This is a genomic window from Flavobacterium laiguense (assembly GCF_003097655.1).
GTDB lineage: Bacteria > Bacteroidota > Bacteroidia > Flavobacteriales > Flavobacteriaceae > Flavobacterium > Flavobacterium laiguense.
The window spans coordinates 97,139-108,880 of the sequence record NZ_QCZH01000006.1 but is presented as its reverse complement, the minus strand read 5'-3'; the positions used below and the strand labels follow the sequence as shown (position 1 = coordinate 108,880).

Annotated in this window: 10 protein-coding genes; 6 read left to right on the top strand and 4 right to left on the bottom strand. The window is 35.0% G+C overall.

The window, feature by feature from the left end; all coding sequences use genetic code 11:
* Window positions 1-45 precede the first annotated feature (45 nt).
* The 3 genes from DB891_RS07920 to DB891_RS07910 all read right to left on the bottom strand — a co-directional run bounded on the left by DB891_RS07920 (window position 46) and on the right by DB891_RS07910 (window position 1,971).
* Window positions 46-453 carry a tetraspanin family protein gene (locus DB891_RS07920; RefSeq protein WP_116762296.1) on the bottom strand — a complete coding sequence of 136 codons (408 nt, stop codon included), beginning with the start codon at window positions 451-453 and terminating at the stop codon, window positions 46-48.
* Window positions 454-649: 196 nt separating this feature from the next.
* Complete coding sequence (locus tag DB891_RS07915; RefSeq protein WP_116762295.1) at window positions 650-1,294, bottom strand: dienelactone hydrolase family protein; 645 nt, start codon at window positions 1,292-1,294, stop codon at window positions 650-652.
* A gap of 41 nt (window positions 1,295-1,335) precedes the next feature.
* Window positions 1,336-1,971, bottom strand: coding sequence for a phosphoribosyltransferase (locus DB891_RS07910; RefSeq protein ID WP_116762294.1), 636 nt, complete (start codon window positions 1,969-1,971; stop codon window positions 1,336-1,338).
* 408 nt (window positions 1,972-2,379) lie between these two features.
* Here DB891_RS07910 and DB891_RS07900 point away from each other — a divergent pair, with 408 nt between their 5' ends.
* From DB891_RS07900 to DB891_RS07880, 5 genes are all read left to right on the top strand, one after another.
* The gene (locus DB891_RS07900; RefSeq protein ID WP_116762292.1) at window positions 2,380-2,919 is read left to right on the top strand and encodes a nuclear transport factor 2 family protein; all 540 of its coding nucleotides are present in this window, start codon (window positions 2,380-2,382) and stop codon (window positions 2,917-2,919) included.
* Window positions 2,920-3,123: 204 nt separating this feature from the next.
* The gene (locus tag DB891_RS07895) at window positions 3,124-4,146 is read left to right on the top strand and encodes a quinone-dependent dihydroorotate dehydrogenase (RefSeq protein ID WP_116762291.1); all 1,023 of its coding nucleotides are present in this window, start codon (window positions 3,124-3,126) and stop codon (window positions 4,144-4,146) included.
* A 145-nt stretch (window positions 4,147-4,291) separates the two neighbouring features.
* A complete protein-coding gene (locus DB891_RS07890) occupies window positions 4,292-5,155 on the top strand; it encodes a beta/alpha barrel domain-containing protein (RefSeq protein ID WP_116762413.1) in 864 nt (287 codons plus the stop codon).
* A gap of 120 nt (window positions 5,156-5,275) precedes the next feature.
* Window positions 5,276-5,824, top strand: a complete 549-nt coding sequence (locus tag DB891_RS07885) for a S1 domain-containing protein (protein WP_116762290.1) — start codon at window positions 5,276-5,278, stop codon at window positions 5,822-5,824.
* Complete coding sequence (locus DB891_RS07880) at window positions 5,821-7,224, top strand: DUF5723 family protein (RefSeq protein ID WP_116762289.1); 1,404 nt, start codon at window positions 5,821-5,823, stop codon at window positions 7,222-7,224. The genes DB891_RS07885 and DB891_RS07880 overlap by 4 nt, the downstream gene beginning before the upstream one ends.
* Before the next feature lie 184 nt (window positions 7,225-7,408).
* Here the strand turns inward: DB891_RS07880 and DB891_RS07875 are convergent, their stop codons facing one another.
* On the bottom strand, window positions 7,409-9,946 hold the full coding sequence (locus tag DB891_RS07875; protein WP_116762411.1) for a cation-translocating P-type ATPase: 2,538 nt from the start codon (window positions 9,944-9,946) through the stop codon (window positions 7,409-7,411).
* A 161-nt stretch (window positions 9,947-10,107) separates the two neighbouring features.
* On the opposite strand from DB891_RS07875, the gene guaB reads away from it, so the two are divergent.
* Window positions 10,108-11,580 (top strand): IMP dehydrogenase, encoded by a 1,473-nt coding sequence (gene guaB, locus DB891_RS07870; protein ID WP_116762288.1) that lies wholly within the window; start codon window positions 10,108-10,110, stop codon window positions 11,578-11,580.
* The last annotated feature ends 162 nt before the right edge of the window (window positions 11,581-11,742 follow it).

The following is an 11,742-nucleotide window of genomic DNA, read 5'->3' as shown; positions in this document are numbered from 1 at the left end:
GGCTTTTTTGTTGCTTTCTCTTGAAATAAATCTACACTTATTAAATTAAAAAGTGATTGTTACGGATAATGAAGGTTGCGAACTTTGAACTAAAGAGCCTTGATTGGGAATATGAATAGGTTGGTAGTTTAAAGAGAGGGTTGCTGCTTTTCGGGCATTACTTCCGGAACTTATAAAAAAAGGAATGCTTCCCAAAGCAATGAGAGGGCCAGTAAGAATTAAAGCACCATAAGTGTCTGTAGAGTTGTCATAAATGTCGTCAGTATTGGCAAAGCCAATGATTCCGACCGTAGTTATGGCTAACCCAGCCGAAAGAAATATCCAGCCAGTAGTTTTTTGGGTTTTACTTTTTTCCAAGTAATCTTCTTTAGAAAATGGTGTGCTTGGAGTTGTCTGACTAAATCCTTTAATTATAAAAAGTAGAAGGATTAGAAAAATAAAAGTTTTTTTCATAGGATCAAATTTTAACGCCTACTCTTTCAAAATACAGTTTTCGGCTTTCCTGTTTTGGTATTGGTAAATAGAGATGAAAAGGGGTTAATTACTATTTAGGTTTTAGTTGCTAAAAATGTGATGCTAAAGATTTAGGTTTAAATTATTTAAAGCTCGGAATTTTTTATTCTTTCAAACTGAATCTATTTATAATGTTTTACCTTTCTGGAGTTCTTAAAAAAGTTTTATACCATGTAATGGCTAAATCGGCTACTTCGGATAATTTTTCAGGTTCTTCGAAGAGGTGTGTAGCATCTGGTATTATTTTCATTTCTTTTACGGACTCTAATTGTGCAAATGCCATTTTGTTCATCCTAATGACTGCGATGTCAAGCCCTCCCACTATGAGTAAGGTAGGAGCTGTTACCAAGGATAATTCATCCATGACCATATCTGGACGACCACCTCGAGAAACAACGGCTTTAATTGAATTTTTAAAATAAGCTGCTGCCTTCAGGGCAGATGCTGCTCCTGTACTTGCCCCGAAGTACCCTATTGGCATGTCTTTTGAGATTTCATTAGCCATTAGCCATTCCGTTGTTTCGATCAATCGGTTTGTCAATAAATCGATATTAAATCGGTTTTCGTAAATCTGATCTTCTTCTTCGGTTAACAGGTCAAAGAGAAAAGTCCCTATGTTTTGTTGTTGAATCAATTCTGCAACCATTTTGTTTCTAGGACTAAATCTACTGCTGCCGCTTCCATGGGAGAACACAACTATTCCAAATGCATTTTCCGGAAGAACCAAATCTCCCTTCAGTGTCACGGCTGATAAAGGGATGTCTATGTCTAATTTCTTCATGATTCATAAGTTTTAAAAGAATCGATGTTGTAATAAAGGTTTTAAGTATTTGAATTTGTGATTCGTAACATTTGAATCACTTCGTCATCTTCAACTTGATGAAATTGGTCGTAGAATGCTCCAACAGATCTGAAATTGCTTGAGGTAATGAGGTAGACAAATTCATCCGTTTGTTCTTCGAAAATTTCTAGGACATCTAAGGGCAAAACGGGTACTGCAATAATTAGTTTTGCGGGTTTTCTTTTTCTCAACATGCTTATACTTGCCAATAAGGTATTGCCTGTAGCAATACCGTCATCGACCAGAATCACATTTTTTCCTTTTACTTCTAGTGGCTCTCGATAGCCCATGTAAAGTTTGTATTTTTCTTGTAATAATTTTTTTAGCCGAATAGTTTCATCCGTTATATACTGCTTAGGAACTTCTGGATGCTCATCTATTATTGTTGCATCCATGGTCATGGCTCCTATGGCAAATTCTTTATTCATAGGATGGCCTATTTTTTTTGAAAGAATAATGTCTAAAGGAAGATGTAGTTTTTGGGCAATTTCATAAGCTACAGGAACTCCACCTCTAGGGACAGCGAGAACTATTGTGTTACTATCTTGGTATTTTTTTAATTTTTCCGAAAGTAAAATACCTGCTTCTTTTCTGTTTATAAGTCTGCCATGATACATTTCTAGATAATTTAAAATGCAATGAAATTAAAGTATAAAGTTACTGATATATAGTTTATTAAGATTATTTTTTGGTGTCAGATTTTAGTATGTGGGTCATTTTTTTTAATTTAAAAGTGCAATCGGAATATAAAGCAGTTAATGGTGTATTTGGGTCTGCCATTAATGTTAATTTGTAGAATTAAAAAGCTTTAAAAAGTATTTTTTTTATTCCATGGAGCTGTTGAAAGTGTTCTGTTTTCTGATGGCTTTGAGAATTATATTTTAAAATACTGATAGTCAGTTTGTTTTTGTTTCTTTTTTCAGGAAACGTATTTGTTTTTTTGTTAAATTTATACTCCTTTTCAGAATAAAACTTAGTCAAAAAGTAAACAAATTTTCACTATTAATAATTAAATATTTAAAACTATGAGAAAGATTTTTTTATTTGTTTTGTGTGCTTCGGTATTTGTAAGTTGTAAGAAAAAAGAAATTGCCGAAAAGAGAGCAGAATCTGCTTTGGTAGATACAGTAACTAAGCCTGCCGAGTTTGCCGATCCTAAATATAGTGAAATAGGAAAAAAAGGTTTGGCTGATTTAGAAAAAGGCGATATAGACGGTTGGATGAATATGTATGCTGATAGCGCCGTTTATGTTTGGAATAGTGGCGATAGTTTGGTAGGAAAAGCCGCTATTGCATCGTATTGGAAAAATAGAAGAATGAATGTTATTGAGTCCATTACTTTCAAAGATGCAATATGGTTGCCAATTATGGTCAATAAACCACAGAGTGTAGAAGCTAAAGGGGTTTGGCTACTTGCTTGGTACAAAACAACTGCCAAATATAAAAAAGGAAAAGAAATGACCCAATGGATACATACGGATTATCATTTTGACAACAATGATAAAATCGATAGGGTAATTCAATATGTCGATAAAGCGGCTATACAAGCTGCACTCCCGAAGTAGAGTTTAAGTATTGAATTGTTAGTTAGTGAAAAACGATGCTTTTGGGTGTCGTTTTTTTATTTTTACAGATCTCCTTTCTGAAACTATATTGTTGGATTGACTGAATTAATAATGCTATTTCTTAAAATTGAAAAGCTTTAAGTTCGATCCATACCTAAAAACTAAAAACTATTCTTTACTTTTGTGCAAATCAATATTAGAACCATGTACAAGCTTTTTATTCGTCCTATACTTTTTTGTTTTGATCCTGAAAAAGTACACTATTTTACTTTCTCTTTGATAAGAATGGTATCTAAAATACCGGGATTCCCAACTCTTTTTAAATCACTATATGAAGTCAATGACAAAAGATTGGAAACTGAGGTTTTTGGTTTGAAATTTAAAAATCCGGTTGGATTAGCAGCTGGGTTTGATAAAGATGCGTCTTTGTATCAAGAGCTTTCTAATTTTGGTTTTGGATTTATAGAAATAGGAACGCTTACACCAAAAGGACAGGAAGGAAATCCCAAAAAACGTTTGTTTCGACTTAAAGCGGATTCGGCTATCATTAATAGAATGGGATTCAATAATGGAGGTGTTCAAGAAGCGGTAGAACGATTAAAGAAAAACAAAGGTGTTCTTATTGGAGGGAATATTGGTAAAAATAAATTGACGCCAAATGAAGAGGCAACCTCAGACTATGAGATTTGCTTTGATGCTTTATACGATTATGTAGACTATTTTGTGGTAAACGTGAGTTCTCCCAATACTCCAAATTTGAGAGCATTGCAGGACAAAGAACCACTTACCCAATTATTGCAAACACTGCAAAATAAGAATATGGCTAGGCCAAAACAAAAACCAGTGTTACTGAAAATTGCTCCGGATCTTACCGATGACCAATTGTTGGATATTATCGATATTGTAAATGAAACTAAAATTGCGGGTGTAATAGCAACCAATACGACTATTTCTCGTGAAGGATTGCAATCGGAAGCAAAAATAGAAACAGGGGGATTGTCCGGAAAACCATTGACGAAACGTTCTACCGAGGTAATTCGTTTTCTTTCTCAAAAGAGCAATAAATCATTCCCTATTATTGGAGTGGGAGGAATACATTCTGCCGAGGATGCCTTAGAAAAACTAGAAGCAGGAGCCAGTTTAATACAGTTGTATACCGGTTTTATTTATGAAGGCCCAGCTCTAGTAAAGGCGATTAACAAAAAGATTTTAGATTTAAGAAATTAGAAATTAGATTGTGAATTTTGAATACTATGATCTGCAATATTTTATAGTATTCAAAAATTGCGAACTATTTTTTTTTGTTTTGCTATTTGAATTATTAGACGAAAACGATTTCGTATACTATAATTCTTTCTTATATTTGGACGCTATGAAGGCAATAAAAATTATCGAATGTCCACGTGATGCCATGCAAGGCATAAAATCATTTATTCCTACCGAAAGAAAGGTTGCCTATATTCAGTCTTTATTGCGTGTAGGTTTTGATTCAATTGATTTTGGCAGTTTTGTTTCGGCAAAAGCCATTCCTCAAATGCAAGATACCGCTGAGGTATTAGGGCAACTTGATTTGTCCCAAACTAAAAGTAAATTATTAGCCATTATAGCCAATACACAAGGAGCTACTTTGGCTTCTCAACATAATGCAATTCAGTATTTAGGATTCCCTTTTTCGATTTCAGAGAATTTTCAAATGCGAAATACGCATAAAACCATTGCAGAGTCTTTGGTAACTTTACAGGAAATATTAAATATTGCCGATAAGACCAATAAAGAGGTGGTAGCCTATCTTTCTATGGGTTTTGGAAATCCGTATGGAGATCCTTGGAATGTTGAGATTGTAGCACAATGGACGGAAAAATTAGCCGCGATGGGTGTCAAAATTTTATCGCTTTCGGATACGGTCGGTAGTTCAACACCAGATGTTATTCAATATTTATTCTCCAATCTGATTCCACAATATCCTCAAATTGAGTTTGGAGCCCATTTGCATACCACACCCGATAAGTGGTTTGAAAAAATTGATGCTGCCTATAAAGGAGGGTGTCATCGTTTTGATGGGGCTATTCAAGGTTTCGGAGGCTGTCCTATGGCTACGGATAATTTGACGGGTAATATGCCTACCGAAAAATTACTGTCCTATTTTACTGTACAAAAGGGAAATACAAATTGTAGTCCAATGAGTTTTGAAAGTGCTTATAATGAAGCTTCTAAATTATTTGGAGAGTTTCATTAAGAAAAAAAGCGTGCAAATTGTTCTAAAAAAATAGGCTAAAATTAAATAAAATAGAATATTTGTCGTTTTTTTATTTTCAAGACTGTATAAAATTCTATTTTATACCAAATACCAAGGATTATGAATTACTCTTTTTTTAAAAAAATAATAGGCATTCTGTTGCTAATGCTCTCTTTTTCGTGTAGTAGTGATTTAGACTTTGAGCAAGCGAATCAATTAAATGTAAAGCCTGTTTTTACAACAAATTTGGCGTATTTCCCATTAGAGGCAAATCAATTTGTGGTTAATGGAGTGGAACAAAGTGCATTTTCATACATTGCAAACGTTAATTTTTTTGACAAGGGGATTGTTAAGGAGGATTTAGTTAAAGCTGAATTGTATTTCAGGGTAAAAAATACGATCAATAGGGTCTATACCTATAATATTACTTTTCTGGATGTAAATAAGGCTCCCATTTACAATATAAATATGAACATACCTGCCTATAATGGAACCGAAATAGTAGTAGAAAAAACCGAAATATTTGATAGTTCAAATATCGATATATTAAATAATACCAATCAAATAATATTTTCCATCTTAATGTTTCCAGGACCACCCTTAACCGCTGCGAGTCCGGGTAGAATAGAGTTAAGCTCAAGTATAACTGCTTATTTTGATGTGAAATGATAAAATTAAAGGTCTTTATATGCCTATTGGCAACGGTTGTCTGTTTTTCTCAAAACAAAGAAATTTTATATAATTTTACCCCATTACCTCAATCATTATTAACAAATCCAGGAGCAGATGTAAAATACAAATGGTTTTTTGGTGTGCCATTATTATCCGGTATTTCGGCTAATGTTGGTTCAACAGGGATTAATGCCTATGATTTATTTGCCAATAATGGAGTAGATTTCAATACTAAGATCAAAGAGGTTATTGCAACAACGAATAGAAAGGATTATGTCACGGCAAACCAACAATTGGAATTGTTTAGCGCAGGTTTTGGAATCGGAGAGCCAGAGAATAAATCGTATGTCTCTTTTGGGATGTATCAAGAATTAGATACTTTTATTTACATTCCAACCGATCTTGCTATATTGAGTGTCTATGGAAACAAAGATTATATTGGGAAATCATTTAATTTGGGCGATTTAAGTGTAAAAGCCGAATTGTTGTCTGTTTTTCATGTTGGATTCAATAAACCAATCAACGAAAAATTCACTATTGGAGTACGGGGGAAAATTTATTCCAGTTTTTTTAATGCTACATCCACTCACAATTCCGGGTCTTTTTACACGGTACAAGGGAAAGACTTGATCTATGATCAATCGATACGATCCAATTTAACACTCAATACATCGGGTGCTGCCAAGTATTTAGATGAAAATTATGATGGTGATCTTGGAAGTGACCTTATTGAGGATACAAAACAGAAAGCACTTTTAGGTGGAAATTTAGGATTGGGTTTTGATGTCGGTTTAACCTATTATCCTCAAAAAGACATTCAGATTACTGCTAGTTTAGTGGATATTGGATATATAAAACACACGCAGGAAGTTGAAAGTTATACTTTGAAAGGGAGTTATAATTTTAAAGGGGTTATTACTGATTTTAATGCAGATGGTACGCCAGACAACGCCTATCAAGATTTTAAAGATGCCATTCAGTTAGACACATTATATACCCCTTATACAACTCAACGACCATTGAAGTTTTATTCTTCTTTTCAATATTCATTCGAGGAAGAAAGACAGACAGAATGCAATTGTGATACAGATGAAGATTCTTGGTATAGAAGCGCCGTTGGAGCCCAGTTTTTTGCCATGTCTACACCAAGAGCGCCTATGGTTGCTTTGACAGCTTATTATAGAAGAAGGTTTTTTAAAGGGTTGCAAATGAAAGCAACATATACATTAGATTCATATTCCTATAAAAATATTGGTTTAGGATTGTACACTAAAATTGGAATTGCGAATTTTTATGTTCTCGCCGATAATCTTTTAGGGTATACGGATCTCGCCAAGGCAAATGCACTCTCCTTTCAAATTGGATTTAATATAATTTCGGGAGGGAGTAATCGATAAGCTTGTTTTGATTACATCATAGCCAACGGTTTCAGCCGTTGGAGACAATATGAGGGCAGCCAATGTCTAAAAACATGTTCGGCGATACGTTACCCACGGTTGATCCAGATAATTATCGGGAGTGAGTTGTAGTAGAAATGCGAATAAGACCATGTCTTAATTTACATAATAAACTTTCAATCGTTCAATCCGCTTGAATCTCTAGTGACTTTGTTAGTTCGCTTTCCTTTTTTCTTCTGAAAAATTTAAAAAATTCTATCCAAAATACCGAAACAAAACCAACGACAATACTTAAACCTGTTTTTTGGAAAGTGATGTTGTCAAACATAAAGAACGTTCTGAAAACAGGGACAAACAGTATAGAACTTGTGACCGCTATAGTTATTCCAATAATAAATAACACCAAATTATTTTTGTACTTTAAAGTGGTAAATATCGAATAGTAAAAAGAACGATTGGCAAGTGTCAGAAAGATATTGGAGGCTATCAGTGTTAGGAAAACCATGGTTCGGGTGCTATTTTCAGAAAGAGTGTTTTGTACCCCATATTGGTATATAAACAAAAGCCCAACAGTAATTACAATTCCTTGAATAATGCTAATCGTGATTTCTTTTAGGCTGAAAAAGGTATTGGTAAAAGGACGCGGTTTTTGCGACATTAGATGACTCTCCATGGGTTCGTTTTCGTAAATTATGGAGCAAGTCGGTCCCATGATAATCTCCAGAAAAATGATATGCACCGGGGAGAATATATTAGGGTAGATCCATCCCAAAACTAACGGTATAAAAACAATAAGTATAATTGGGATATGAATGGATATGATGTACTGAATTGCTTTTTTTAGATTGATGTAAATTTTTCGACCCATTGCAATGGCTTCGGTCATTTTGGAAAAATCATCGTCTATCAGAATTAGGTTGGCAGCTTGTTTGGCAATTTCGGTTCCTTTTTTGCCCATAGCGATTCCAATATGAGCCGATTTTAGGGCTGGGCCATCATTTACTCCGTCGCCAGTCATGGCTACAATTTGGTTGTTTTCTTTTAAAGCTTTTATTATTTTAAGTTTGGCTTCGGGAAACATTCTTGTGAAAATATTAGTTTCCATAACTTTTTCTCTCAAAGCTGCATCATCCATAGCCATAAGCTCGTCTCCATTTAAGATTTTTCCAGAGTTTCTAAAACCAATTTGATTGGCAATAGTTGCTGTTGTTAAAGCATTATCTCCAGTAACAATTTTCACTTGAATTCCAGCCTTGTAAAAAGTTTCAAATACTTCTTTGATATTTGCTTTTGGTGGATCATAAAAGGCAATGAGCCCTTTAAAATCGAATATGAATTCTTGCTGTGTTTTTGGGTAATCGTTACCTGAGAAATGAGCAACTCCAACTCCTAAAACGCGATATCCTTTTTCGGACATCGATTGTATGGCGCTTAGGATTTGATTGGTTTGTTTTTCGGATAAAGTGGAACAGGCAATTAAGGCTTCGGGAGCTCCTTTGGCAGCAATAATGCGATCCCCTTTTTTGTTTTCAAAAATATGGGTCATCATGGGTGGTTTTCCGCTTAAAGGATATTCATGAATCATCTTGTAATTGGGACGTTCGTCTTTGATTCCTATTTTTGCGTAAGCATCGTGCAAAGCAATCTCCATAGCATCAAAAGGAATGGGTTCACTGGACCACATAGAAAGACTTAATAATTCTTCTTCGTTTAAAGATAAGTTGCCATTGTCATTGTCATTGAAAGAATCTGTTGTTAAAAGATACCATTGAGCCAAACTCATTCTGTTTTCGGTAATGGTTCCTGTTTTGTCGGTACAAATTACAGTAGCGCTTCCCAATGTTTCTACCGTTTTGGTTTGTTTGACAATGATTCCTGTTTTCATTAATCGCCATGCCCCCAATGCCATGAATGTAGCAAAAGCTACCGGGATTTCTTCTGGGATAATACTCATTGCCAAGGTTAATGCTTTTAATAGACTATCCAAAAGAATTCTGGAATTATAAAAATTGATTCCCCAAACCAGAATAAATACGACTAAACCAATAAGAGACATTTTGGTTACAAAATTTCTAATCTGAATTTGTAGAGGTGTTTTTTCTTCCACGATATCATCCAGACTTTTTCCAATTTTTCCCAATTGTGTTTGATTTCCTATTGCGTTTACTTTGCAAATGGCCAAGCCAGAAGCGACAATTGTACCTTGGAATATTTGATTGTTTTTGCTTTTTTCACTTTTAAAAACAGCTAAGGATTCCCCTGTGATTATAGATTCGTTTACCGAAAAATCGTTCGACTGAATGATGATGCCGTCGGCAGGAACAAAAGTTCCTTCTTCGCATTGTATGCAATCACCCAAAACAATTTCCTCAGACGGTATTTCTATAAGTTCGTCCTCTCGAATGACTTTGCTCTTGGGTTGCGTTAATTTATGTAGGGCTTCAATAGCATTTCGGCTTTTGGATTCTTGATAGAGTGAAATAGTGGAGACCAATACTATAGCCACTCCCATAAATATTCCGTTGCCATAATCAGCAGTTATAAAGTAGATAGCGGTAGCGGTTAATAGTAGCAGAAACATAGGTTCTTTTACCATTTCAATGATGGAAGAAAGTAGATTGTTTCTGTCTTGATGTTCGATTGAATTAACTCCGTTTTGGATTCGGGACTGTTCAACTTCAATATTCGTTAGGCCTATTATGGAGTGGTTTTTTGAAGTCATAATAAATAGCGGATTTTTTTCTTTAGTTTTAATGAAAAGCAAGGGAAACTATTGAAAAAGAGTTTGGTTTGTACTGCAATTTAAAAATAAATTCGGGGAGTAAGATACTTTTTTGCTTAAGATTGTCTATATTTGCACGCAATTCAACTACAAATTGCAACATGAAAGCACATAACTCTAAGATTATCGGTGAAGGTTTAACCTACGATGATGTATTATTAGTTCCCAATTACTCAAATGTTCTTCCTCGCGAAGTGAGTATCCAATCCAAATTTTCAAGAAATATTACATTAAATGTTCCTATTGTATCCGCAGCTATGGATACTGTAACCGAAAGTGCAATGGCAATAGCTATGGCACAAGAAGGAGGGATAGGTGTTTTGCATAAAAATATGACGATCGAGCAACAAGCAGCCAAAGTGCGTAAAGTAAAACGTGCTGAGTCTGGTATGATTATCGATCCTGTTACTTTATTAATGACCGCTACTGTTGCCGATGCTAAAAATGCCATGAGAGAATATGGTATTGGAGGTATCCCAATTGTGGATGAGAATAAAATTTTAAAAGGAATTGTTACCAATAGAGATTTACGTTTTGAAAAAAATGGAGCAAGACCTATTGTTGAGGTAATGACAAGTGAGAATCTAGTAACCGTTGCCGAAGGAACTTCATTGGAACAAGCTGAGGTAGTATTACAAGGACATAAAATTGAAAAATTACCTGTAGTAAATGATAAAAAAGAGTTAGTTGGTTTGATCACTTTTAGAGATATTACCAAATTAACTCAAAAACCAAATGCCAATAAAGATAAATTTGGTCGTTTGAGAGTAGCAGCCGCTTTGGGTGTTACTGCCGATGCTGTTGAAAGAGCAACTGCATTAGTAAAAGCAGGAGTAGATGCTGTAATTATTGATACCGCTCACGGACATACAAAAGGTGTGGTTGATGTGTTGAAAGCTGTGAAAGCTAAATTCCCGGAATTAGATGTAATCGTTGGTAATATCGCCACTCCAGAAGCTGCTTTGTATTTGGTTGAAAACGGTGCTGATGGTGTAAAAGTAGGAATAGGACCTGGTTCTATTTGTACCACTCGTGTAGTAGCGGGTGTTGGTTTTCCACAATTTTCTGCGGTATTAGAAGTAGCTGCTGCATTAAAAGGATCAGGAGTTCCTGTAATTGCCGATGGTGGAATTCGTTACACAGGAGATATTCCTAAAGCTATCGCTGCAGGTGCTGATTGTGTGATGTTAGGTTCATTATTAGCCGGAACAATGGAATCTCCAGGAGAAACTATTATTTTTGAAGGAAGAAAATTCAAATCATACAGAGGAATGGGTTCTGTTGAAGCCATGCAAGAAGGGTCGAAAGACCGTTACTTCCAAGATGTGGAAGACGATGTTAAGAAACTAGTTCCAGAAGGAATTGTGGGTCGTGTACCGTATAAAGGAGAGTTGAACGAAAGTATGCAACAATTCATAGGTGGTCTTCGTGCAGGTATGGGATACTGTGGTTCTAAAGACATTGCTACTTTGCAAGAAACAGGACGTTTTGTTCGTATTACTGCAAGTGGTATCAACGAAAGTCATCCTCATAATGTGACCATCACAAAAGAAGCTCCGAATTATTCGAGATAAAAAATTAGAATTTAGAAAATAGATTTTAGAAAACAGAAAAAAGAAAATAGAAAATAAAAAATAAAAAAGGTGTAAGATTCATTTCTTACACCTTTTTTTGTAGTAAATCATTCAAAATTACTCGCTCTTAGCTCCCCTCTCCTTTGGAGAGGGGCTGGGGGG

Coding starts and splice junctions, on each gene's coding strand:
- DB891_RS07920 (WP_116762296.1), bottom strand. CDS start 453: ATGAAAAAAACTTTTATTTTTCTAATCCTTCTACTTTTTATAATTAAA.
- DB891_RS07915 (WP_116762295.1), bottom strand. CDS start 1,294: ATGAAGAAATTAGACATAGACATCCCTTTATCAGCCGTGACACTGAAG.
- DB891_RS07910 (WP_116762294.1), bottom strand. CDS start 1,971: ATGTATCATGGCAGACTTATAAACAGAAAAGAAGCAGGTATTTTACTT.
- DB891_RS07900 (WP_116762292.1), top strand. CDS start 2,380: ATGAGAAAGATTTTTTTATTTGTTTTGTGTGCTTCGGTATTTGTAAGT.
- DB891_RS07895 (WP_116762291.1), top strand. CDS start 3,124: ATGTACAAGCTTTTTATTCGTCCTATACTTTTTTGTTTTGATCCTGAA.
- DB891_RS07890 (WP_116762413.1), top strand. CDS start 4,292: ATGAAGGCAATAAAAATTATCGAATGTCCACGTGATGCCATGCAAGGC.
- DB891_RS07885 (WP_116762290.1), top strand. CDS start 5,276: ATGAATTACTCTTTTTTTAAAAAAATAATAGGCATTCTGTTGCTAATG.
- DB891_RS07880 (WP_116762289.1), top strand. CDS start 5,821: ATGATAAAATTAAAGGTCTTTATATGCCTATTGGCAACGGTTGTCTGT.
- DB891_RS07875 (WP_116762411.1), bottom strand. CDS start 9,946: ATGACTTCAAAAAACCACTCCATAATAGGCCTAACGAATATTGAAGTT.
- guaB (WP_116762288.1), top strand. CDS start 10,108: ATGAAAGCACATAACTCTAAGATTATCGGTGAAGGTTTAACCTACGAT.